The organism is Rubripirellula amarantea (genome assembly GCF_007859865.1).
GTDB lineage: Bacteria > Planctomycetota > Planctomycetia > Pirellulales > Pirellulaceae > Rubripirellula > Rubripirellula amarantea.
In genome coordinates this window covers 1688666-1710977 of record NZ_SJPI01000002.1, presented here as the reverse complement: position 1 = coordinate 1710977, position 22312 = coordinate 1688666, and the positions used below count along the sequence as shown (strand labels likewise).

General features: G+C 54.7%; 22 protein-coding genes. 14 read left to right on the top strand and 8 right to left on the bottom strand.

The window, feature by feature from the left end; genetic code table 11:
• Positions 1-71: 71 nt before the first annotated feature.
• The 4 genes from Pla22_RS19840 to Pla22_RS25555 all read right to left on the bottom strand — a co-directional run bounded on the left by Pla22_RS19840 (position 72) and on the right by Pla22_RS25555 (position 6204).
• Positions 72-1586, bottom strand: a complete 1515-nt coding sequence (locus Pla22_RS19840) for a multicopper oxidase domain-containing protein (protein ID WP_146516457.1) — start codon at positions 1584-1586, stop codon at positions 72-74.
• A gap of 54 nt (positions 1587-1640) precedes the next feature.
• Complete coding sequence (locus Pla22_RS19835) at positions 1641-3164, bottom strand: TolC family protein (protein WP_242632175.1); 1524 nt, start codon at positions 3162-3164, stop codon at positions 1641-1643.
• Positions 3165-3333: 169 nt separating this feature from the next.
• Complete coding sequence (locus tag Pla22_RS19830; protein WP_146516456.1) at positions 3334-5781, bottom strand: heavy metal translocating P-type ATPase; 2448 nt, start codon at positions 5779-5781, stop codon at positions 3334-3336.
• 207 nt (positions 5782-5988) lie between these two features.
• Complete coding sequence (locus tag Pla22_RS25555) at positions 5989-6204, bottom strand: hypothetical protein (RefSeq protein ID WP_207310420.1); 216 nt, start codon at positions 6202-6204, stop codon at positions 5989-5991.
• Positions 6205-6632: 428 nt separating this feature from the next.
• Between Pla22_RS25555 and Pla22_RS25890 the strand changes: the two genes are divergently transcribed.
• The 5 genes from Pla22_RS25890 (at position 6633) to Pla22_RS19805 (ending at position 11336) form a co-directional block, all read left to right on the top strand.
• The gene (locus Pla22_RS25890; protein WP_261343153.1) at positions 6633-6758 is read left to right on the top strand and encodes a hypothetical protein; all 126 of its coding nucleotides are present in this window, start codon (positions 6633-6635) and stop codon (positions 6756-6758) included.
• A 988-nt stretch (positions 6759-7746) separates the two neighbouring features.
• The gene (locus Pla22_RS19820) at positions 7747-8220 is read left to right on the top strand and encodes a hypothetical protein (protein ID WP_146516454.1); all 474 of its coding nucleotides are present in this window, start codon (positions 7747-7749) and stop codon (positions 8218-8220) included.
• A gap of 645 nt (positions 8221-8865) precedes the next feature.
• Positions 8866-9537 (top strand): hypothetical protein, encoded by a 672-nt coding sequence (locus Pla22_RS19815; protein ID WP_146516453.1) that lies wholly within the window; start codon positions 8866-8868, stop codon positions 9535-9537.
• Between the two features lie 59 nt (positions 9538-9596).
• Positions 9597-10484 (top strand): hypothetical protein, encoded by an 888-nt coding sequence (locus tag Pla22_RS19810; RefSeq protein WP_146516452.1) that lies wholly within the window; start codon positions 9597-9599, stop codon positions 10482-10484.
• 36 nt (positions 10485-10520) lie between these two features.
• A complete protein-coding gene (locus tag Pla22_RS19805; protein ID WP_146516451.1) occupies positions 10521-11336 on the top strand; it encodes a hypothetical protein in 816 nt (271 codons plus the stop codon).
• A 257-nt stretch (positions 11337-11593) separates the two neighbouring features.
• On the opposite strand, the gene Pla22_RS19800 is transcribed toward Pla22_RS19805, so the two are convergent.
• The gene (locus Pla22_RS19800) at positions 11594-13288 is read right to left on the bottom strand and encodes a serine/threonine-protein kinase (protein WP_146516450.1); all 1695 of its coding nucleotides are present in this window, start codon (positions 13286-13288) and stop codon (positions 11594-11596) included.
• A complete protein-coding gene (locus Pla22_RS19795) occupies positions 13285-14034 on the bottom strand; it encodes an RNA polymerase sigma factor (protein ID WP_146516449.1) in 750 nt (249 codons plus the stop codon). Before Pla22_RS19795 ends, Pla22_RS19800 begins: the two co-directional genes overlap by 4 nt.
• Before the next feature lie 224 nt (positions 14035-14258).
• Here Pla22_RS19795 and Pla22_RS19790 point away from each other — a divergent pair, with 224 nt between their 5' ends.
• Positions 14259-15707 (top strand): trypsin-like serine protease, encoded by a 1449-nt coding sequence (locus Pla22_RS19790; RefSeq protein ID WP_146516448.1) that lies wholly within the window; start codon positions 14259-14261, stop codon positions 15705-15707.
• Between the two features lie 180 nt (positions 15708-15887).
• Here Pla22_RS19790 and Pla22_RS19785 read toward each other — a convergent pair whose 3' ends face one another.
• Together Pla22_RS19785 and Pla22_RS25370 are read right to left on the bottom strand one after the other, a co-directional pair.
• Positions 15888-16199 carry a VOC family protein gene (locus tag Pla22_RS19785; protein ID WP_207310419.1) on the bottom strand — a complete coding sequence of 104 codons (312 nt, stop codon included), beginning with the start codon at positions 16197-16199 and terminating at the stop codon, positions 15888-15890.
• Positions 16200-16247: 48 nt separating this feature from the next.
• Positions 16248-16658 (bottom strand): hypothetical protein, encoded by a 411-nt coding sequence (locus Pla22_RS25370; RefSeq protein ID WP_165440760.1) that lies wholly within the window; start codon positions 16656-16658, stop codon positions 16248-16250.
• Positions 16659-16852: 194 nt separating this feature from the next.
• Here Pla22_RS25370 and Pla22_RS19775 point away from each other — a divergent pair, with 194 nt between their 5' ends.
• The 8 genes from Pla22_RS19775 to Pla22_RS19745 all read left to right on the top strand — a co-directional run bounded on the left by Pla22_RS19775 (position 16853) and on the right by Pla22_RS19745 (position 22103).
• Entirely contained in the window at positions 16853-17161 is a 309-nt protein-coding gene (locus tag Pla22_RS19775) for a hypothetical protein (RefSeq protein WP_146516446.1), read from the top strand.
• A 648-nt stretch (positions 17162-17809) separates the two neighbouring features.
• The gene (locus Pla22_RS19770) at positions 17810-18178 is read left to right on the top strand and encodes a hypothetical protein (RefSeq protein ID WP_146516445.1); all 369 of its coding nucleotides are present in this window, start codon (positions 17810-17812) and stop codon (positions 18176-18178) included.
• The gene (locus Pla22_RS19765; protein WP_146516444.1) at positions 18175-18369 is read left to right on the top strand and encodes a DUF2997 domain-containing protein; all 195 of its coding nucleotides are present in this window, start codon (positions 18175-18177) and stop codon (positions 18367-18369) included. The genes Pla22_RS19770 and Pla22_RS19765 overlap by 4 nt, the downstream gene beginning before the upstream one ends.
• A gap of 58 nt (positions 18370-18427) precedes the next feature.
• Positions 18428-19912 carry an AAA family ATPase gene (locus tag Pla22_RS19760; RefSeq protein ID WP_146516443.1) on the top strand — a complete coding sequence of 495 codons (1485 nt, stop codon included), beginning with the start codon at positions 18428-18430 and terminating at the stop codon, positions 19910-19912.
• Positions 19913-19991: 79 nt separating this feature from the next.
• Positions 19992-20168 (top strand): hypothetical protein, encoded by a 177-nt coding sequence (locus tag Pla22_RS25365; RefSeq protein ID WP_165440759.1) that lies wholly within the window; start codon positions 19992-19994, stop codon positions 20166-20168.
• Positions 20169-20350: 182 nt separating this feature from the next.
• The gene (locus tag Pla22_RS19755; RefSeq protein WP_242632174.1) at positions 20351-21334 is read left to right on the top strand and encodes a hypothetical protein; all 984 of its coding nucleotides are present in this window, start codon (positions 20351-20353) and stop codon (positions 21332-21334) included.
• Positions 21335-21339: 5 nt separating this feature from the next.
• Positions 21340-21585, top strand: coding sequence for a hypothetical protein (locus Pla22_RS19750; protein WP_146516637.1), 246 nt, complete (start codon positions 21340-21342; stop codon positions 21583-21585).
• 77 nt (positions 21586-21662) lie between these two features.
• A complete protein-coding gene (locus tag Pla22_RS19745) occupies positions 21663-22103 on the top strand; it encodes a hypothetical protein (protein WP_146516442.1) in 441 nt (146 codons plus the stop codon).
• Positions 22104-22312 lie beyond the last annotated feature (209 nt).

The window sequence follows — 22312 nt, the reverse complement described above, 5'->3', positions numbered from 1 at the left end:
AGACTTTTAGTCAGGTTGGTTTCGCGGAGTACCCGATTTTACCCTCTAAACGGCTCCGCGGTTAGTCCGCTTCACATCATCATCTTGGGCGCAGCTTCGTATTTACCAGGGTCACCGAAACGACGAACGATTTCAGCAAATACCGCACCTTTTTCAACTGGCCGGTCGCTGTTCATTACCAACTCATACAGGTCGTCTGGCAGAACTCGCAGCACGGTCATCAATCCCTTGACCGACATCGCGTAATTCGCTCGCATTCCGCGGACTTCTTTTCGACTCCAAATCGCTTTCATAAATTCCTCGGACATCTCCATGCCCTGCATCTTCTGTGGGTAGCCAGGCGTCGCGAATTTGTCGCTTCGTGAAGCGTCGACCTGCGGACGGCTACTGAGATTCGCGAGGTACTGATCGACCGAAGCGTCATCGCGCATTCGCGGTCCCACTTGTTTGACCATATGGTTCATCATGTGATGAATCATGTGACAATGGAAAATCCAATCGCCGGGGTTGTTGGCGATGAACTCGAAGCTTGAAGCCTGAGCGACACCGACCAATTCGTTGTTGCGTGGAACCCAGGCACTCTTGGGTATGCGAGCCCCTTCGTGACCGGTCACCCAAAACGTGTGCCCATGCAGGTGAATCGGATGGTGTTGCATTGGGGCAAAGTTCAACAGTCGCACACGAACGCGCTCGCCATGTTTGCATACCAGCGGAGTCGTGTAGGGGCCACTCTTGCCGTTGATCGTGTGCCAATTCCAGTCCATCGACCACGAATCGCTGATCGTGTGCGTCGGCGGAATATGAAAGTTCTGAAACAGCAATCCGAAATCGCGATCCACTGGTGGGTCGAAGACTTTCTTGGGATGGACGATAAACCATCCGACTTGTCCAAACGCTTCTTGCATCGCAACATGCGAGTGATAGAAGAACGTGCCTTCTTCATGGATGTCGAACTCAAATACTTTCGTCTTTCCAGGCTTGATGGGGTTCTGTGTCAGCGTCGCGGCTCCGTCATACTGAACGGGCAGCTCAAAACCGTGCCAATGCACGAACGTATCTTCCGGCAATTCATTGGTCACGATGATGCGAACACGATCGCCTTGCGTGACTTCGATCGTCGGGCCAGGCATGCTGCCGTTGTAGCCGTAGACGTTCATTTTCACGCCAGGATGAAACTCTTGCTGAACCGCCATCGGCACAAGTTCAAACACCTTCACGCCGCCATCAATTTTGTAAGGCAGCTTCGGAATGTCGGGAGCCTCGAACGGTGCCGGGCCATCCTCGGCGTTGCGAAACCCTGGAACCAGCTTGCCGATGTAATAGTCCGAGTCTGGATCAAGCCCGCGACTGGGCTTGAACCGCGAGAAACCGTCGTACTCGGTTTGCACGTTCGATGAGTCCGGGATGTTTGGTTCAGCCGATGCGTTGCCGATTGGAGCGGGCATCGCCGAACCGTGATTCATTTCCTGATGGTTCATGGGCTGTTGAGCTGACGCATTTCGGCCAAGCAAGTTTCCGACGAAACCGGTGGCCGCGGCGATGGAGCCTGCTTTGAGAAACTTCCGGCGATCTTCTGGACTGGTCATGGTGATGTAGTTGCAATTGAGTGTGTGATGGATGTTGAATGGCGATGACTTGGGCTAACGAGGTTTGGCAACCGCGTCGATGTGACCCGGCGGCGTCGGGCCGGGTGCTGCCATCAATCCGCCGTGCAGTAGGTATCCTCGCACGAGCACTTCGTTGGTGCGAACTTGTTCGAGTTGTTGCACACGTGTCAGGCGTGAGTCGAAGTAATCCATCTGTGCGTCCAGAACCGTCGGCCAATCAACTCGGTTGGCTTTGTAGCTTTCGAGCAATTCTTGGTATGCCAATTCGGCTTCGGGAATGATCACCCGATCGTATTCCGTTGCGATTTGCAGTGCCGTCAGATATTGCTGATAGACGTTCGCCATCTGCTGCCCGAGCATCAACTCGGTACGGCGAATCTCTTCTTGTTGACGCCGGTAATCCAGTTGAGCTTGGCGAATCGTTCCCTGATTGCGATCGAACACGGGTAACTCGATCGACACGCCTGCCGCAGCGGTTGTTTCCTTGGCCTCAAAGTTGTATCCGGCTCCGCCTTCGGCAACGATGTCCGGCACCCACTCAACTTGTTCGCGTCGGACGGTGACACGGTCCGCTGCCAGTTTCGCTCGGGCGGCGGCAAGTTCTGGACTTTCCGTCAACACCAACGACATCGCTTCTTGATAGGAAAGCGGATCACCTTGCGGCATCAAGTCGCCCGAAACAATACCGTCAGTCAGATCGACACCAACGATCGCCACCAACCGCCGGAAAGATTCGCGGTAATGGTTCTCGGCCGTCAGCACGTCTAGCCTCGCTCGTTGCAGTGCAATGCTTGACTTGCGAACTTGTGGCCGTGTTGCTTGGCCTTGGTTGTAAAGCTCGCGAGCAGTGACGGCTCCGTCCTCGGCTGTCTTCAACAATTCCTTTCGCAGTTCGACGATTTCGCGAGCTGCTAGCGCTCGGAAGAAATGGATGCGAACGTCATTGCACACGCGGAACTGTTGAGCCATCGCGAGGTGCTCGGAAATGTGAGCGCGACGCATGTATTTCTCACGACTCAGTTTCAACTTGCCGGCGGTTACAAAACGCTGACTCACCGTCATGCCTTGAAACTCGCCCGGCGAATCCTTGTCGCCTTCGACATCAACTCCGATCTGTTCGCCGATGTAGTTCAGGGTCGGGTTGGGATATAGACCGGCCTGCAATGCCTTGGCGGTCTGTGCTGAAATCTGCAGTTGAGCTTGACGGATCGTGGGATTGTTCTGAGCCGCCAACGTCAGGAAATCATCTAGCTGGTACCCTTGGACCACTGTTTCCATGGGGAACGCTTCCGAGATCATTTCGCCGTCGACGTAAACGGGAGCTGGCGTGCTACCGAAGTCGCTGCCGTCGATACGAACACCGGGGAACAGTGGCCCGGTCGGATCGAGTTGATCAAGTCCGTACGGTGCCGATGGCACTGGCGGTGGTGGTGTATATGTGCGACCGATCGGCGAAGCCGTGCTGCCCATCGAAGGCATTTGGGCAGTGGCGGTGGAACAAAACATTCCGGCAGTCGCAATGACTAACAGTCCGGACTTAAACAAAAACGATCGCACTGAAATCACTCCTTTGATCTGAGCAGCGGCATGTCGGCTTGTTTCAGATCGGCAAGATACCTGCGAGGGGTATCTTTGCAGTGAACTTTCTGGAGGTCATTTGCGGAAAAGGGGTCCAGTCGTACGGTCTACCGAGCTTATGCGCTGGTCGCAAATCGACCAATCGGAACTATGTGAGCTTGGCTGCCCGCAATCTCAACGCATTCGCAATCACCGACACACTGCTAAAACTCATCGCTGCCGCTGCAATCATAGGGCTGAGCAATATGCCGAAGATCGGATACAGCAACCCAGCAGCGACCGGGATTCCCAGTGCGTTGTAAATGAAAGCGAAGAACAGATTCTGACGAATGTTGCTCATCGTTTTGCGACTCAAGTTCGCCGCAGCAGCGACACCACGCAGATCGCCGCCGACGAGCGTGACACCCGCCGACTCAATCGCAACGCCTGTCCCGGTGCCCATGGCGATGCCAACGTTCGCTTCGGCGAGTGCCGGAGCGTCGTTGATCCCATCGCCACACATCGCAACCGTCTTGCCTTCCTTCTTCAACTTACGAACGAAGTCATGCTTTTCCTCGGGAGAAACGCCTGCATGAAACTCGTCGATCCCCAGTTTCGATGCGACGGCTTTGGCAGTCGGTTCGGCATCACCGGTCAACATCACGACTTTCAATCCCAGTTCATGCAATGTCTTTAGCGCTGCTGGAGTGCTCTCCTTGATTGGGTCAGTGATCGCGAGAATGGCCGCCAACTTCCTGTCGATCGCCACGAATACAACCGTCGCACCCTCGGCCTGATGCGATCCCGCTTTGTCTCGCCCTGCATCGACGCCCTCGATGCCTTGTTCGTCCAACAAGTCAGCTTTGCCGATCAAGACATCATGATCATCGACGCGAGCGCGAACGCCACCACCAGTGATACTGTCAAATTCTTTTGCCTCCACAAGCTGCAACTCATCCGCCTTCGCTCGGCGAACGACCGCCTGAGCCAACGGGTGCTCGCTCTGCGCTTCGACCGCCGCAGCCAACGTCAACACATCGTTCTCATTCCAGTCACCAAATGTCTCGACGCCCGTCACTTCCGGTCGTCCCTGGGTCAGTGTGCCAGTCTTGTCGACGACGATCGTGTCGACCTTCTCCATGACCTCAAGGACTTCTGCGTTCTTGATCAGCACGCCTTCCTTTGCACCGCGGCCAACACCCACCATCACCGACATGGGTGTTGCCAACCCTAACGCACACGGGCAAGCGATGATCAAGACCGCAACGGCCGCTACGAACGCATGAGCCAGTTGCGGTTCCGGACCAAACACCGCCCATCCGATGAACGCCGCAATCGAACAAACGATCACCGCCGGCACAAAGTATCGAGCCACCACGTCGACCAGTTTCTGAATCGGAGCGCGACTTCGCTGAGCGTCGGCAACCATTTGCACGATGCGGTTCAGAACCGTGTCGCCGCCAACACCGACGGCTTCCATCACCAACGCACCGGTCTGGTTCAATGTCCCGCCCGTGATTTCGTCACCTTCCACCTTCTTCACCGGCATCGGCTCGCCCGTCAACATCGACTCGTCAACGCTGCTTGACCCGCTAATAACTTTCCCATCGACCGGAACTTTCTCACCAGGACGAACTCGCAGCCGATCGCCCTTGTGTACTGCATCGAGCGAGACATTTTCCTCGCCATCGTCAGTGATTCGGTGAGCCGTATCGGGAGCAAGCTTCATGAGTTCGCGAATCGCTCCGCCCGTCTGCTGGCGTGCTCGCAATTCCAACACTTGCCCAAGCAACACCAACGTGATGATCACTGCTGCCGCTTCAAAGTACAGAGGTGGAACACCGTTCTCGAAGAACGCCTCTGGGATCACACCGGGAAGCAACACGACGACCAAGCTGAACAGATAGGCCGCTAACGTTCCCACCGCGATCAACGAGAACATGTTCAAGTTCATCGTGCGAAACGACTTGGCTCCGCGAACCAACAAGGGCCATCCACACCAGAACACAACCGGCGTCGCAAGAGCCAACTGCAACCAGCCAAAGACGTTTTGACTCATCCAATCCGCGACCCGCAAACCCACCATCGGCCCCATCGCGATCACGAGCAATGGCACCGACAACGCAACGCCCACCCAAAAGCGAAGTTTCATGTCGGCGTACTGTTTATCTTCACCCTCGTCATCCAATGCGACGAACTTCGGCTCCAAGTCCATCCCACAAATCGGGCAATCGCCCGGCCCAACCTGCTCGATCTCCGGATGCATTGGACAGGTGTAGATCGCCTCGGGGTCTGCGGGAGAATCGCTCGCCTTGGTCGATGAGTGACCACCGCAGCACGAAGACGCGGTCGGGGGTTCTCTGATCTGAATCGCCGTTTCTCCACCGCAAAAAGACGAACCGCTCGATGCCTCCTTTTGCGATCGCTTCGCCAGCACGCCCGCCGGATAATCTTGAAACTTTTTCAGGCAACCATCGCTACAAAAAACATAGTGTTTGCCCTCGAAATCCGCCGAACGGGGACTGTCTGCAGGCACCTTCATGCCGCAAACCGGATCGATTTGCACTGACGGATCGGCGACCGGCAATGAAGTCTCGTGTTTGTTGGCGTGGTCCATGATTTCTCCAGGCTGTCAAAAAGTCATTCTCCAATATACCCCGTAGTGGTATGCAAGTTGCATACCGCTTAGGCAGCGGCAACGGGGCCGCATCGACAATTTTCAAAGGAGAAACGAATGAGTACTGCAACCGCATCCATGAAAGAGTGCATTGAAAACTGCCAAGAATGCCAAACGACCTGCGCTGACATGCTTACCAGCCACTGTCTATCCGAAGGCGGCGACCACGTCGGCCAAGATCACGTCAAGCTGATGCTCGACTGCATCGCCGCCTGTGCAGCCTGCGTCGACTTCATGAGCCGCAACAGCGATCACCACGCCCACTACTGCAAAGCCTGCGCAGAAATCTGCAAAGCATGCGCGGACAGTTGCGAGAAAGTCGGCAACATGGACAAGTGTGTCAAGTGCTGCCGTAAATGCCACGAAAGCTGCTCGTCGATGGCATCGTAGAAACGAACCGTTACGCCTGAATTGCACAAACGTCGACGCCCCGATTAGGGACGCCGGCGTTTTTTGTCTTCCAACGAGTATTGGCTGGCAATAGTCGGTGGCGAGAGCAGTTAACCGGCGATGTACCTTGCGACGTTGTCCATATATTCGTTGGCAACGGGATGTTTGAAGTATGTGCTTCGGTAGGTCGCATTTGTTTCCGCAGAGCTGACACGCATAGCTTGGCTAATACGAGTCTCCATTCACGACCGTGTCTTCCTGAGAACGACCTTCGGGAGTTAATGCAAAAGGAGGTTCCGAAAGAGTTCCACGGTCAGTTAGCGATGACGGATGCCTACCGTTGTGCGCTTGTATGCATTCGGCAACCGACGAGAGAGTGCGTAATCAGAAAACCGTCGAAAATGTTGTTGCAAGAAGTTCCCGACAACTTCTCTGCGGCAGGCTCTGCAACGCTCGATAAGCTCTTGGCCAGAAAAGAGGTGATTGCGGTAGCCGAACGCTATGTCGTTGCGTCTGCGCCTCTGTGAGAAGGCCAGGGCGAAGGGGGAAGGTACGACGGTAAGCCGGTGGATTCGGCAAGTGTGTGGAGAGGTTGAGTTGGAGGGAAGTTTTTCACCAGGTTTGTGGAGTGGCGAGTTGGAAGTTAGTGGATCGCCTTTGCGGCAGCCGGGTTTTAAAACCCGGAACGGCGTTGCATGCCCTAAAGTAGTTAACCAACTACCGGAACAAATGGGAGAGGAACACTGCAAGTAGAAAGAGGAAGTCATAAGGGAGAGAGTCGCTGTTGCGGTTGTTCGTGTAGCGAGCAAAGTTGTTGAGCAAGCGGATTGGGTAGGGGGAGTTGTTGTGATGAAGTAATGGATGGTGTGTGTGCAGTGAGCATTGATAGCGAGCATTGATAGGTGGATAGGAGGTGGTTTCGGTTAAGTGGGGAAAGTGGAAGTAGTGTGTTTTATGGTGTTTGATAGGCAAAAGTTTTCAGACAGGTTTTTTGCATGGTTGAGGAGCATTTCGCCTCGTAAATCGCTGGGTTATTGGTTGGTTTGGTGAAGTGTTAGTTGGTATTAACTAAATGACATCAAACAACATACGTACAACTAGTTTTTTGGAGGTTGAGATCGAGAGTTAGTTCCCGGCACGCGTTCGTTGTGCGGCCGGGTTTTAAAACCCGGCCCGAGAAGTGACGCTCAAAGGAGGTGAACCTCGAGTCGTTGGAATCGCAATCGCGTTTTGGATAGAACCCGAACTGGAGTTCGTTAGGAGATTCAGGTTCAACAGGCGGTGCGAAAATGCTGGAGAGCAAATACGAGTACGAGTACGAGGATGATTACGCAGAGGAGTTGAGAAGGCGATTTTTGAGGCCGATGTATGTAGAAAACTGCAACGTCGTAGAGCGACCAGAAGCCGTAGATCCAGTCGATCATGGAATGCACATGCGAAGTGCTTTTGTTCCGCGTCTACATTTCGATAGGTTTGTTGCTTATTCAATTTCGTATCTCTGAAGAGCAGCTAGTCATGCAAACTGACAAAACCGAATCGAGTAGACGACGAAGGCAACACCTCAATCGCCAGCGGGTTGATCGCCGTTTGCTGATGGGATCTGCGGAGCGTTTGATCGAGTTCTTGGAACGATGTGTTAGTCGTGGCGTTGGTTCCGGCAATGAAGCCCTGCCAACGCTGCGTGAACTTTCCAAGTTGTGTGAATGTGAGGCGTCGACGCTGAGCAGGATACGTTCTGGCGATACAACGAGCACGGATCGCTTCCTGCTCGAAAAGTTACATGCACTCGGCGGGATTCTCCCGTCACCTCCACCTAAGTTGATAGACGAAGAGATCGTTGAGCGACTGCACGATGCACGGATTTGGTACGATCAAGAACGGTTCGACGGTGAATTGTTGATGAATGCATTGAAGGTTGGCATCAGGGAAAGGAATCGGTTGAGGCGGAGTCGTGTACGTTCTCGCAAACAGACCGGCAGCCGCGTTTAGAACTCGCTTTGGCGGCTCTGTTGCGGGCGGAGCATCGCTTCCTGGAGATCGGAATAGGTACTCACTTGAGGATGTCGATGTGAGTTGGTTATGAGCTGCGATGTTGTCTCGACAAACCTTGCGTCTAGCACCAGGTCCGATTGCAGTTCACCAGTATTGACCAGCTGGGCGACTGTCTGTGGCAGCTTGAAGCGGATCTACGAACTCAACTCGTGCGGTCACTCAACCAGCGTATAAATCGCCATGAACTTAACGTAGCTGAAGCGTGAGCGATTGTTACTTCGTAGCGGTTCAGTTGACCGGCAGCCGCATGCTAGTCGGTCACGTTTTTCGAAGGTGTGTAGTAAGCAACTGGGTGTTTATCCTGCCATGCCCCCCTCGACGAAACGCTTTCGGATAGACAGGGCGTTACGCTAGACGGCTGGTCCATGACCGCGTGTGGCGTGTCTCGCTGACTAATTTCCCAATGCCTGGAATCGCCAGCTGCCAAGTCAGTTAGCGTTCTCTCACTTCCTTCAGGTGAGTCCGACAGACCTATGTCCAGAATTCGTCACTGCCCGAGTTCATGTGCATGTTTTTTGAGTTTTAGTAAATGCATGTAACAATGTGCAAAACTAAGGCTCACCCTCTTCCAGGACTAAAATTTTGCCAGCTTCACTGCTACCTACTCCGACTAGTTCCACGATCGTCGACGAAGCCTACACCTCAATTGCTGGTCTAAAGGACGGCATCAGCACTCTCGAACTCTTCAACACAGACCCCGATGAGTACGCTCGCTATCTCGATTGGTACAACGGCAGATTGGACTCGCGTCGACTGAGAAATCGCAGGCTAGCGATTGAAACTCGCTTGGCTGCTTATTTGCGACTCATTGGAAGACGAGGACAAACTTTTGCTTTGGGTGATGGTGCCATCCCCAGTGCAAAGTGGCTTCGCGACCGACTCGGCCTCCATCGCAACACGATGGGAAAATACATCAAAGAAGCGCAGGCTAACAAACCGCTTCAGCTAAGTCTGACCGTAGGGTGCCAACTCGCGTTCGCAGCTGCCATCTATCCTCCGCAAACGATGCTCGAGAAGAATGCTGCTGCCGAGACGCTCCAAAATCGCCTCGACTTGATCGACGACTATCACCTCGCTGGACGGGACAAAGCGACCATGGTTTGCTGTCTCACACGCATCACCCACACAGGCGAGAACAAGCTTTTTAAGAAACTCAAGAGTTATCCCTACAGTTACAGCCTAGATTCGAACATGTTGCCACTAAAGCTAAGCGAAGACCACATACCCCGTCGGTCCAGCGCCAAATTAAATTGAGTTAGTGAACGTTACCTAAGTGGTCAGCTCAAATTCAGTCTCCTTACAAAGAAAGATTCGTGGCCAAAACAATCACCGCACCCACGACCGAGAAAATCGCAGTGGCTTTTGGGTCTTGGTCTGCACCTGCTCGTCGCAAAACAATGTCTACCGATGATTTGCGAATGCATCATCGTTTTAAACTAGGGCCGGCGTGGAGATGGCTAATAGCGAAATCGGCGGCTGCACGCGGCGATGTGCAAACGTATGTCAGATACGGACCGGAGTTTTGGCAAGTTTTCGATCACCTGCGAGGAGCTCCGTTCGTTTCGAGAACGCAGGACCGGGTTGATCATCTACTCGATGTTCAGGCGACAGAGAGAATCTTCTGCGATCCGATGATGCGACTCCAGGTCGAGGCGAGGCTACTAGCGAGGCTCCCACCCGATGCGGTCGCTGCAGCCTGCGGTGTTGCCACTCAAATCGTCCTGGACTACTGCGATGTCTTCTTCGATATCCTCGACAACCTCGAAGCAAAGACCTGGCTGGCCGTTCATATCTTTGATCCGAAGGACAGACCAGTCAGCGATCTGCACGCTTTTGTGTGCCACGCATCTTACCGGGGTGGCCCCATGGTCTGCGAATACTGGTTGGCGGCAATTCCGCATCTCGATGAAGAGTGTGATCTTTCAACCGCCAGGGGCCGTGAGATCAAGCGTATGCAGCTCGCGCTGATGTTGCGCCGAATAGAGCGGGAGGCCCCAAAGCGACTATTTGAGGTTGGGAAACGGACCGGATACCTATCGCGGCGACAGGCTAGGCGATTCAGCAGCCTTAGCGACTTGATGGGGAAAAGGTCTGCACAAGTGCTCGGCAAGTTCCTTAGCGCCGAAAAAGTAGCACTTCCATTTGTGCAGTCTGAAAATGATTCGCACATCAACGTAGGCGGTAAACAACAATCCGCGTAGTTTTTGTTAAAACAACATATGTGTTACACAAAGTAAATGCAGATCGAAAAACGAAACGGCACGGCGAACAACTATGTTGTTCACTCTCAGCGTATTAGCGGCAAACTCGAGAAACGCTATATCGGCAAAGCTTCCGACCCCGTAGTGCAACTCTACCTAGAGGACGAACGTCTCGCACAAGCAAACGAGCGTGCCTACCACGAAGCTTGCGCTGCTGAAAAGGCAGACGACATCGAGGCCAGTAAGTCACTCGAATGGCTATGTCAGTGGTCATCGCAATGGAAAGTACTTCGGCAAATCTACGAGCAAGACATGCACAGCAAACAGGCAGCACCAACGACCACGTTCAGACTCGAGCTCCCAGGCCTGCACAAGTTCAAGGACACTTGCCGTCGCGCCCAGGATGGTGATGCTGACGCGCAGCAGCTGCTTGACGCCTGGATCGCCGAATCACCCGAGCTCCTCGCCGAGGCTACCGACATGATCGCGGTCACACGTGAGTACCTAGTTGGATTTGTCAGCTCCGCCTCCTCCGAGACTTCAATGCTCTGGCAGAAGCGTATCGACTCGGACACATCGGCCATCTTAGAAGATGCTGGCGATGATCGACTAAGCCGCATGTTCGCCGAGGTCGCCGTCCTTGCTTGGCTGGATGTCATGCGATGCTCGCTCATGCCAAGTTTGGCTGGCGATGACCTGAAAAGATCGTCGTATTGGGGCTCGGTTTTGAGACAATCCCAAAAGAGATGGTTGAAGGTTAGCACCGCTTTTCAGCAGCATGTCAAACAATCGAAAAAGTCACGACCTCGCAAGTCGTCAAAGAGTAACCGCGATAAAGCTTGCGCCGAGTAAAGATCACCTAGGTGAGCGAGCGGCTGTCACCGGGCGCTCAGACTCGCTGTCATTGCCGAACGAGAGACTTGAAGTGCGAGCACGCTTCCAGCAGCATTTCTTGCGCGCCGAGGCGATGGGCTGAGAAGAGGTAGTGCGGTTCCTACGACGGCGAGGTCGTAACAGTTTCTGCCGAACCTTGGTAACAGCCGAAGCTAAACAAACGTTCCGACATGCCAAAGCACACCGGACGGATCGTGGATGAAGTACACACCTGGTCAAAGTTTTGCGGTGACGAATGTCGCGATCAGTGTCCCGAACAGGCTAGCTGAGAAAGCGAAAGAAAATATGGCTCGGCTGGCTATGGCAGGCAATCGCAATCGAGCATCCAAACCGTTTTCGTTTGCTGTCCTCCACTCGTTGATCGCGAAAAGCACACTGATCCAGATCGCTGACAACAGCAACCCGACTTGCAGGGCTTTCCAACCGTACGGACCGTTAGTGCCGGGCGAGAATGACGTGCCAAACAGTTGCCAGTCGCGGACTGATGTCCAAAAAGGAATCGACGCCCATAGGACGGTGGCGATCAATGGCAACAGAAAAACCAAGCACAGCAATACCAAGCCAGTGATGTAGTGAACCGGAGCAAGCAGTTTTTCAGACAGGGAACTTGACCGCCAGTCTTTGACACCGGACAGAGCAACCTGCGTGAGCACGCCGCTGGAGAACCAGATCATCAGCCCGCACACGGTCCAATAGCCGGCTTGCAGGCGGGACGTTTTGGCATAGTTCGATTGCCCATGAAAATCTTCGTTGATGCTCTTCCAAACATGGTCGAAGGCGGTCGCGAAAACCGGGAGACCGAACAAGAAGACGCTTAGGGTAAAAACAGCCAACGTCCACTTCGCGACAACTGTCTTGTCGGGCCATCGAATGCTTGAAGGGAGAAGCGGCGATGGACGCTGGGTGAATGCTCTCAAGAAGTCCGACCGAAACTCGGCAGCCGACTGATACCGCCGCGATGGTTCGGCGGCCATTAGTTTGGAGACTTTGTCATCCAGCTCGATCGCGTCGCTAAAATGTGAGCACTGACTTGCCTGAATACTATCCATTTCCCGTCGTTCATTGATAATTGATGGAGGGTCGCTGCCGGCTTGCGGAATAACCCCGGTCAACATTTCGTAGAGGACCACACCCAAGGAATACAGGTCTGCACGAGAATCGACATCGCCCGATCCCTTGTATTGCTCCGGTGCCATGTATCGCGGCGTCCCGAAAACCTGGCTGGACTTTGTGAGGGCAGCATCAGCGTTTTCGAGAATCGCTTGGTCGGTCAGCTTCGACAATCCAAAGTCCGCAATTTTTGCTCGCCCTTGTTGGTCGATCAGAATGTTCTCTGGCTTCAAGTCTCGATGGACGATCCCGCGGTCATGGGCGTACTGCAACGCGTCGCAGATATCAGGAACGATTTTCAGCATTTCCTGACTGGTCAGCCGCGATTGGCCAATCAATTGCCGAAGATTGACGCCCTCAACGTACTCCATTGCGATGAAGGGATACCGGCCAGCGGTGCCAGCATCATGCACCATAACGATTCCGGGATGATTCAATCGGGCAAGCACGTCAATCTCTCGCTTGAACCGAGCGTCCCATTGCGAGTCATCCGAATCAGTTTGCTTCATGATCTTCAAGGCAACGACTCGATCCACGCGGACCTGTTTGGCGCGATAGACGACACTCATGCCTCCATCACCGATTAGGTCGAGCAACTCGTAGTCATCGAATAGAGGCTGCAGCGTTGCGACGGCGGGCAGCTCCGGCGGCGTCGATTCCACTGAGTGATGTTCATCGTCAACGGAAACGACTTGCCGCACAAAGCATCGCGGACAGCCTCCACCGATAGCCTCGTGGACATTGAATGCGAAGCTGCATTGATTGCAAGTTTGCCTTGCCTTTGTAGACGCGGTGGTCATATCGACTCCTCGGGATGGATAGGTGTTGATTCCCCGCCGCGCAGTGCAGCGAACAGCGATGCGACTTCATCGTCCACGCTCTCGTCGGGTGCGATCGTCTCTCGTAACACTTGCCGGATGGCAGTACGTAACTTTTCCCGAAAGCGACTCGCAGCCATCTTCAACGCATCGACCGTCATGTTCATCTCTTGCGATAGTTCGTCGTAGGTAACCGCATCCGAGTCGAGACGCAGTCGGGGCAACAGAGCGTCAAACAATTCGAGCTTGCGTTTCTCCTCCGCGTCGCTCCGAACCCGATTGGTCGCAACGTGAATGACTTCAAGAGCCCATTGGCGTTCGTAGACACGTTGGGGCGTCTGGTCCTGCCACTGGGCCGACTTCAATTCCGTTTCCGCCGTGCCAAAATCGAGGTTCATCACCCGAGCTTCGCCACCGCGTTTAGCGGAAATCTCTTTTCGCCATTGGTTGATCGTGAACCGATGCAACGATGTTAGTAGGTAGCTTCTGAACCTACCGCGACTGGCGTCGGCAGTGCTTAACAAGTCTCCCGCGAGCATGTGAACGATAAAACTTTGTGTCAGGTCCTGAGCCTCCTCAACACCGTGTCCTTTGCGACGCAGGTAGAAGTACAGCGGCTTCCAATACGTCTGGCACAATTTGTCGAGCGAGTTTGAGCCGCCTCGCCCGGCTTCATGGACGATCTGCCACTGCGTCGTCTTGAACTGTGCTTGGTTGTGATCGGACATGACTGAAATGTGAGGCTAAATCACCCGTTTTGTGGTAGGCGAGGAAAATTGATCGCATTGTGGCTAAGGATGAATACAGGATCCGTTTTGGCTCGTAACGAAGTATTCTTGGGAAAAAAACTTTTAGAGATGTGCGTTACAAAACGAACAATCCTCTGTATCTGTTCGCGAGGGGCTCGACTACCGAGTCTCAACTCACCCTTCGCAATAGAGCGAGATCTCAAATGACCCGGCCACTGACACTCATTTTTACCGCACTTCTAACGATCGCTTCGCCTGCCGCCGCGGGGACGTTTCGGCACGATCGCGACATCGACCAGTATCGCAAAGCAGCGGCCAACCCGCGACTGGCATGTGCCGGATGGGTCAAGTTCAATGGCGGCGAAAAGCAAGCGTCCGGAATCCTGATTGACCCCAGCCTGGTATTGACATGCGCCCACGTGGCAAACAGTGCCGAAGCGGAAGAGCACGCGTGGCACTTTGGCGATCAAGCTCGCAAGGGCGTCCGAGTGATTCATCTGAAGGGATATCAAGAATCGGCCCGCGATCGGTGGCACTTCAACGGAAACGATCTTGCTATTGTTCAACTGGATCGGCCGATCAATGAGATTGAGCCGGCCATTCGGTACCGAGTCAACGATGAGGTTGGAAAAACGGTTTGGTGCGTCGGGAATGGTCTAATCGGCGATGGCCAGGAAGGACTTCGCCGTCCTCTTATTCAGGAGCGTCTAGCCGGTACGAATGTCATCGACACGATTGGCGATCAATCCGCGTACAGTCTGTTTTCGGACAGGACGCTAATGTACGACTTCGATGGCCCCGCTGGCGGTGATCTCAACATGATGGGAGACGAGCACCCAACTGATTTGGAGTATTCAGCGACTGATGGCGACAGCGGCGGCGGTTTATTCATCGAGCAGGATGGAGAACTGTTGTTGGCTGGCATTTTCTTCGGCGGAGTCGATTCGGGCCGTTCCGACCGTAAGGGTTCCGCCTACTCATACGGTGAAATCGGAGTCGCAGTGCGAGTTTCATCGCACAACGACTGGATTGATGCCGTGATCGAAGATCCAAGGTCCTACGCGGACGAAAATCGCCAAGCGGAAACCATTCGCTTGAAAGTCATCGACGAAAAACGCCAGTCGGTCGAGAACTTTACAGTGCTCGGCCTAACACCAGAAGATGGAGAGACGCTGAAGCAATACGAATCGACGGACGAGTTTTCGCTAGGTCCAATTACTGAGCATCGAAAACGAACCATCGTCGTTCGCAACGTCGCGAATACCATCGGCAAAGTCGTGCGCCTCGATGATCGACTGCTGGCAGAACTCAATGGATCGGTGCAACTGCTGCCGCTGGCCACGATCAAGGCTCGTCTGTTCGACCTCTCAGGGCGTCCATTGAAATCGGATTCGATCTATTTGTCAGTGCGGCCCAACGAAAAGCATCTCCGCCGACTCAAAACGATCAAGACCGACGACGAAGGTCGAATTGAGGTGAAAGTTCCCTGTTGGTCAAAATATTTGATGTGGTACGAGGGCAACCACACCGCCTTTAAGAGCACGCTCTCGGTCTTTCCCGGCAAGGCGTATGACCTTGGAGACATTCGCGTCGCAACTGGGCCAATGGTGCCACCGAAAAAGGCAACTGTCGAGACCCACGCCGACCGTTAACGCTTTGCATTCGAACGCGTTGATAACACTCCGGCCCAGGCGTCGGGATCGCCAGCATTGAATCTCAGTTGGCAACGACAAGACAGCGACTGCGAAGACGCCGGCGATCCTCCGTCCAGCAGCGGTTCTTACGACGGCGAAGTGGTCACCGTCTTTGCGTCGCGATGTGTGAGGCCAGACCTACACAAACGTTCCGACATGCCAAAGCACACCGGACGGATCGTGAATGAAGTACTCACGCCCCCATTCTTCCGTTCGGATCCCGCTGACGCGAACGCCTTTGAACTGAGAAGGAAGGTTCAAGGCGACGGTTTCCGTGTGATGTTGGTCTAAGTCCTCGACTTCCAGGAACAACATCGTGTTGTCGACCCAGTCTTTCACATAAGCATCCTGCAAGTAGAAAGCCAACCTGCCAGGTAATCGGAACAACGACATGTCCGGCGATATGACAACTTCCTCAAAGCCCATCGCTGAATAAAAAGATTTTGACACAGCAAAGTCAGCGCAGCCAACGAAGGGCCTCAAAGATTTCATAGTCGGTCACCGTTGTGTGTTGCTCGTACAGATGTGAGTGTATCCGTTCTTCGGAATCCATGTTGTCATGATCCACTGCCCGCACCTCACGCCCGACAACCAGTGCGAAGTCGCCGCCGGCATGGCGGGCTGCAAAGTCCGCACGTCACCGGCCGCTTGCAAAGCTTGCCAAAACGAAACCAATCCGCGTGCAATCAACGTCGTCACGGCATGGTACTGGTCAACAAACGAAGACGCAAACGCGACGTGGGCAAACTGTCCGCAATGCTCGCCAACTACATGCCCGACCGCGACGAGTTGCCCGCGACGCTCAAGATTGCGGACTACCGGCCTGGCCCTGGAAACGAACTCAAGAAGATGCTCGCGTGGTTCGCCAAGCCGGGGGAAAAAGTGCAACTTCGAAACTCGCGTCGACACGATGAACGATTGGGGCGTCGAAGGGTGTCTTCGCAACGTCGACACAATCACGGAATGGTTACTCGAAGAAGCCCAATTAAGAGGCATGCCCCATGGAAGGTTCACCCGCGTCATCGCCATGTCTCTCGTCCACACAGCGATCCGAAAGTTCCAGAGAAAATTCTCAGACGGATCACCCGAGTCGGATGACGACGATGATCGCCACAGACAATAAGATCGTCGAACGATGCTTCCTGATGAATCTGGATCGTCGCGGCGATCGCTTGCGAGATCGGATGAAGCAACTGCCCATCCGTGGCCGTTTCCTCAACCCGAACGTTTCGCCGCCGTCGACGGTTGTCACATCGCAACGGGAAACGCTTCGCGAGGGTCAGGCTAGGTTTTCGGTTTTCAGTATGCATGAAATTACAGCAGCGACGACACGAAGTCGTCGCAATCTTCGGCACGATGCCGCCATCCTGGACGACCGCGTACGCTCCGAGCCGATAGGCGAGCCACGATGAGCGCTGCGAAGAGCCTTGCGAGCGCTAGCGAGGTGCGAACGAGCGCAGCGAAGTGAGAGTTACCTCGCACACTTCGAGCATGGACAAGCGATCGCAGCGCACGGCGGCCTGGAAGCCCCCTCATGAACCAGCCCGGTGGCACGATTCCGCCCGGCGGAGAACGTCGCGAAGGGGGGTAAGCCTGCGAGTCCCGGTGTCCTTCGCAGCCGGGTTGGAGCGACGCTAGCGAAGGGAAGGCACAGCAAGGTACGAGCCGAGACCACGTCGGAAATGGCGGGCGTTCACATCAAGACGTGGGTCGCTCAGCTACTTCAAGGCCTTTTACAACCGCCGGCTAGCCAGAGGCACGGTCGTGCGGCTAGTCACTGTTGACCTCCCAGATGGCTTCTGTATGGCGGGCACAACGTTCCCCGGCTACTAGCTTGCAATGACTGCCGCGCGGTTCCGTGCAGCACGCATGCACACCCTTAGGCGGCATCAAGTTATTCCATAAGTGACGGCATGGTTGAGTGATGGATGTTGAATATCAACAGTATCTAGGGTGGCCCTGCTCGCAACTAAATTTCTGGTCGTTCTGCGCTACATGTAGATGACGGTGGCTAGTTAGCTACCGCGATTCTCTTTTTCTCCACCAAGTGGGAGGTACCGATGTCGCACGTAGTGCAAATCAAAACCCAAGTCCGTGACGCTTCGGCAGTTCGGGCAGGGTGCGTTCGATTGGGGCTTGATGCTCCCGTTGAAGGCGAAGTGAAGCTGTTCGCCGAGACCGTGACCGGTCTCGGTGTGCAATTGTCAGGTTGGAGGTATCCGGTGGTGTTCAACATCACTACGGGTGACTCCAAGTTTGACAACTACCAAGGCCACTGGGGCAAGCAAGAACGACTCGATGAATTCTTGCAGGCCTACGCGGTCGAGAAGACCAAGATCGAAGCCCGTCGGAAGGGTTACTCGGTTTCCGAGCAGTCACTCGCGGACGGTTCGATCAAGGTTTCGCTCGTCGCCGGAGGTGTCTCGTGAAAACGATTGACGTGATCGTCTCACCCGAGGGTGCTTCGCGGATCGAGACCAACGGGTTTGCCGGTGAACAGTGCCGGCAGGCAAGCCAGTTTCTTGAGCAAGCCTTGGGGCTTCGCCAACAAGAAAAGCTCTCTGCGGAGTTCTTTCAAACCGAAGTCCGCGATTCACAACAAGCCCGGCAGTCGTCTTAGCACGCTGACCGGGCTTTTTCATTGAACACTTCATTTTGTCCGAGGAGGACATTCACTGATGAAATTATTAAATCGAATGAACGAGTTGGTTCGGGCCTGCTTCTCAGGCATTTGGATCGAGTCGTTCGAACACACCGACGCCATCGCTGAGCTTTCAGAGATGTGCAGGGAAGAAAATTGGCAACTAGCGACCTGGGATATCGACTGCGGACTCAGCCACGCCAGTGGTGCAGCGAGCGAAGTCGAAGCGCAGGATCCTTTGGCCGCCTTGCGGACACTCGGAGCAATGTCGTCGTCCGAGACGCCAACGCTGCTAGTGCTACAGAACTTTCACCGGTTCTTGGGTTCGGCTGAAATCGTGCAAGCGATCAGCCGCGCCGTCAACGAGGGAAAACAGCAACGCACGTTCGTTGTGATCCTGAGTCCGAAGGTTGACCTGCCGCCGGAGCTTGAGAAGCTGTTCATTGTGATCGAGCATGCCTTGCCCGACCGCAACCAGCTTTCAGAGATCGCCAGCGGCATTGCGACTGAAGCAGGTGAATTGCCCGAAGGTCGTGAACTCGACGCCGTTCTTGACGCGGCGGCGGGTCTGTCGCGATATGAAGCCGAGGGGGCGTTTAGCTTATCGCTGGTTCGCGACGGACGACTCACTCCCGACTCGATCTGGGAACTCAAGATTCAGGCAGTGAAGAAATCGGGATTGCTGCAACTGCATCGTGGTGGACAGACTTTTGATTCGCTAGGTGGTTTAGAGTCACTCAAAGCGTTCACTCGCCGGTCCATGGTGCGTCATGGTCGTGGCGAAGGTCAGCCGCGTGCTCGCGGAGTGATGCTGCTTTCGCCCCCGGGCTGTGGCAAGAGCGAGTTCTGCAAGTGCGTGGGCAATGAAGTCGGTCGCCCAGTGCTGACATTGGATGTCGGGAGCCTGATGGGGTCCCTCGTTGGCCAGTCTGAAGAGCGGACTCGCCAAGCACTAGCCATCGTCGATGCAATGGCGCCTTGTGTGCTGATGATCGACGAAGTCGAGAAAGCGTTCTCCGGTGCGGGCAGCGGTGGCAACGACAGTGGCGTGTCCTCCCGGATGTTTGGCACGTTCTTGTCTTGGCTCAACGATCACACTTCGGACGTGTTTGTTGTCTGCACAGCGAACGATGTTCGGCGATTGCCTCCGGAGTTCAGTCGGGCCGAGCGATTCGATGGAGTGTTCTTCGTCGACTTGCCCGGTCGCGAGCAGAAGGATGCGATTTGGACGTTGTACTTGGATCGTTTCGGGCTGGATCCTTCTGATCCCAAGCCCGCGGACGACCAGTGGACCGGTGCGGAGATCAAGTCGTGTTGCCGGTTGGCATCGCTGCTGGATGTCTCGCTGACGCAAGCGGCCGACAACATCGTACCGATTGCGGTGACGTCGGCCGAGTCGGTTGAACGTCTGCGTCAGTGGGCCGATGGACGGTGCTTGTCAGCAGACCACGCCGGAGTTTATCGCACCCAAGCGAACCCGAAGCGGCGTCGCTCGGTTTCAACGAAGCCTTCGGTCAACTGATCGAGGGTTCCTTTTCCTTTCTTCCCAAGCCCGGTTGTCATTGGCAGCCGGGCTCTTTTCGTTCAAGGAGATCCCCGTTTTGAATCTTCTCATGTTCGTTTGTTTGATCCTATCGTTTTCGCTCGCGGTCAGCGCCATGACGGTGCGGCAACTGCGTCGACAACGCGTGGGTCTGGAAGCGATTATCCAACGACTCGTCAATCAGGAGTTCTATCGTGCTGACGAAACCGATCGCTGCGATGATCGTGACACTTAGCCTGGTCCTGCAAGGCTAGCGAAACCGGTTGGTGAGCGAAAGCTTGTCGACCCCAGCCATGACTCCGGTTCGCCGTGAGTTTGATCCTCTCTGTTCTCTCAACGAAACGCCTCGCCGGTAAGTAATCCGGCGAGGCGTTTTTCGTTGATCCCTATTTAACTTCTACTTTAGGAAACTCAACCATGACTCTTGATACCCTTTCCCCTTCCCCTGCTACCGAAGCCTCCACTGCCACTGGCTTCACATCCGAAGATCACTCGACTTCAATCGGTGAGCGATTGCAAGCCGAGACGACGGCCGTTCGGCTGAAGATCCACTGGCCCGGTGTTCGCAAGACGCTGAGCCAAGATCAAACGCGGCAAGCGGCTGGTACCTTTGATGCCGACATCAAGTCGGTTTCGGCGTCTAAGAAGTTGCTTGACACGCGTCACCCTGCGTTTCGTGCCGCGACAGCGGTTCGTAAGCAGGCAGCCGATTACTGGAAGAACCACACGCTTCCGTATGTGGAACCCGGTATGCGGCTAATTCGAAGAAGCGACGTTGCCGCTTTCGATGTTCACATGACTTCGGTTCAACGAGAGCTTGCCGAAGCGGTCGAGCAGCTTGAACGTCACTACGATGAAATGATTGACCAAGCGCGAGAGCGTCTGGGAGATCTGTTCGACCCTAGCGACTATGCCGCTGAACTGCATGAACAGTTTGGCATTGAATGGGACTATCCCAGCAATGAACCACCGGAGTACCTGCTTCGAGTAAGTCCGCAGCTTTACTACAGCGAGTGTGCCCGCGTGCAGACTCGCTTCGATGAAGCGGTGCGGCTTGCCGAACAGGCCTTCGCGGATGAACTATCACAGATGGTCAGTCATTTGGCTGAACGTCTTAGCGGTGAGGCGGATGGATCGCCGAAGGTGTTTCGTGATTCGGCGCTGACGAATTTGCGGGAGTTCTTCGATCGGTTCCAGCACTTGAACATCCGCAGTGACGAAGGCCTTGATCGCTTGGTGGACGATGCTCGCCAAATCATCAGCGGTGTGGCTCCTCAGGACCTGCGGGATCGTACGGAGCTTCGTCAGAAGGTCGCTAGTCAATTGACGCGGGTCGAGGCGTCGCTGGATGGTTGGATGACCGATCGTCCACGTCGCAGCATCCTGCGGAGGTCACGGTGACGTCCATGGATGTCGTGATCACAACGGTGGGTGAAGTGCGAATGATCTACGACGAGTCGATCGACGTGCACTCACTCGGGACACCGTGCATCGTTCGCGGCTCTCATGTGGAGCCGACCGAGGACGGGTGCTGGACAGCAGACTTATCTCCCGTTGGAGGACCGGTTCTCGGTCCCTTTTCGATTCGATCCCTGGCTCTGGCCGCGGAGGTCGATTGGCTCACGCGACATTGGCTATCGCCAAGTCGCTGAGCTTCACATGCCCTGTCTTGCGTGCCGGGTTTTAAAACCCGGCACGCAATCTCTCCCATCTCAATCAAGGAATCTCGATGAAAATGCAATCCATCACAGTCGGACTGCAACAGAAGATCGGCCAACCCAATTTCGGCAGTATCGGCGCGAGCTGTGTCGTCGAGGTCACACTCGACGACCGCGAAATGGACGACGCAACGGTTATTGAACAGAGGATCCGCCAAGCGTTTGCTCGATGCCGACGCAGCATCGACGATCAACTGAGTTCGCAGGTGGCGGTGAAATCCAATAGAACAAATTCCCCGTCGCCAGTTCGCCCGTCCGGTTCAAAATCGAAAGCTTGTCGTCCAGCGACAGAGAAGCAGATTCGTGCCATCAAGACAATTGCGTTGAAGCACGGGATTGCATTGGCGAGCGAGTTGCGGTCACGGTTCCAAGTGGAGTCGCCTGAACGACTATCCATTGTCGAGGCAAGTTCTCTCATCGATACGCTAAAGAAAACCTCAATCGCGAACTAGCGGTTAAGGAAACAAGATCGCGATGCTTCACCAGCATCGCGATCTTTTTTAGCTCCCTGTATTCCTGTGTCACGGTGTTTAACAACGAAATGTGATTTGTAAGGCAATTTGAAATCGGTAAAGTGAAGGAACGGCGGTGTTGGTGTTGAGTGTTCTCACAGAGAGACGTGTGAAAGCGACCTGCGTAGATGAAGCGATGGTCGCCAACG

What these genes read in the sequence shown, in the direction of transcription:
- Pla22_RS19840 (WP_146516457.1), bottom strand. Translation starts at nt 1,586, where the DNA reads ATGACCAGTCCAGAAGATCGCCGGAAGTTTCTCAAAGCAGGCTCCATC.
- Pla22_RS19830 (WP_146516456.1), bottom strand. Translation starts at nt 5,781, where the DNA reads ATGGACCACGCCAACAAACACGAGACTTCATTGCCGGTCGCCGATCCG.
- Pla22_RS25890 (WP_261343153.1), top strand. Translation starts at nt 6,633, where the DNA reads ATGTTGTTGCAAGAAGTTCCCGACAACTTCTCTGCGGCAGGCTCTGCA.
- Pla22_RS19820 (WP_146516454.1), top strand. Translation starts at nt 7,747, where the DNA reads ATGCAAACTGACAAAACCGAATCGAGTAGACGACGAAGGCAACACCTC.
- Pla22_RS19805 (WP_146516451.1), top strand. Translation starts at nt 10,521, where the DNA reads ATGCAGATCGAAAAACGAAACGGCACGGCGAACAACTATGTTGTTCAC.
- Pla22_RS19800 (WP_146516450.1), bottom strand. Translation starts at nt 13,288, where the DNA reads ATGACCACCGCGTCTACAAAGGCAAGGCAAACTTGCAATCAATGCAGC.
- Pla22_RS19795 (WP_146516449.1), bottom strand. Translation starts at nt 14,034, where the DNA reads ATGTCCGATCACAACCAAGCACAGTTCAAGACGACGCAGTGGCAGATC.
- Pla22_RS19790 (WP_146516448.1), top strand. Translation starts at nt 14,259, where the DNA reads ATGACCCGGCCACTGACACTCATTTTTACCGCACTTCTAACGATCGCT.
- Pla22_RS19775 (WP_146516446.1), top strand. Translation starts at nt 16,853, where the DNA reads ATGATCGCCACAGACAATAAGATCGTCGAACGATGCTTCCTGATGAAT.
- Pla22_RS19770 (WP_146516445.1), top strand. Translation starts at nt 17,810, where the DNA reads ATGTCGCACGTAGTGCAAATCAAAACCCAAGTCCGTGACGCTTCGGCA.
- Pla22_RS19760 (WP_146516443.1), top strand. Translation starts at nt 18,428, where the DNA reads ATGAAATTATTAAATCGAATGAACGAGTTGGTTCGGGCCTGCTTCTCA.
- Pla22_RS19755 (WP_242632174.1), top strand. Translation starts at nt 20,351, where the DNA reads ATGACTCTTGATACCCTTTCCCCTTCCCCTGCTACCGAAGCCTCCACT.
- Pla22_RS19750 (WP_146516637.1), top strand. Translation starts at nt 21,340, where the DNA reads ATGGATGTCGTGATCACAACGGTGGGTGAAGTGCGAATGATCTACGAC.
- Pla22_RS19745 (WP_146516442.1), top strand. Translation starts at nt 21,663, where the DNA reads ATGAAAATGCAATCCATCACAGTCGGACTGCAACAGAAGATCGGCCAA.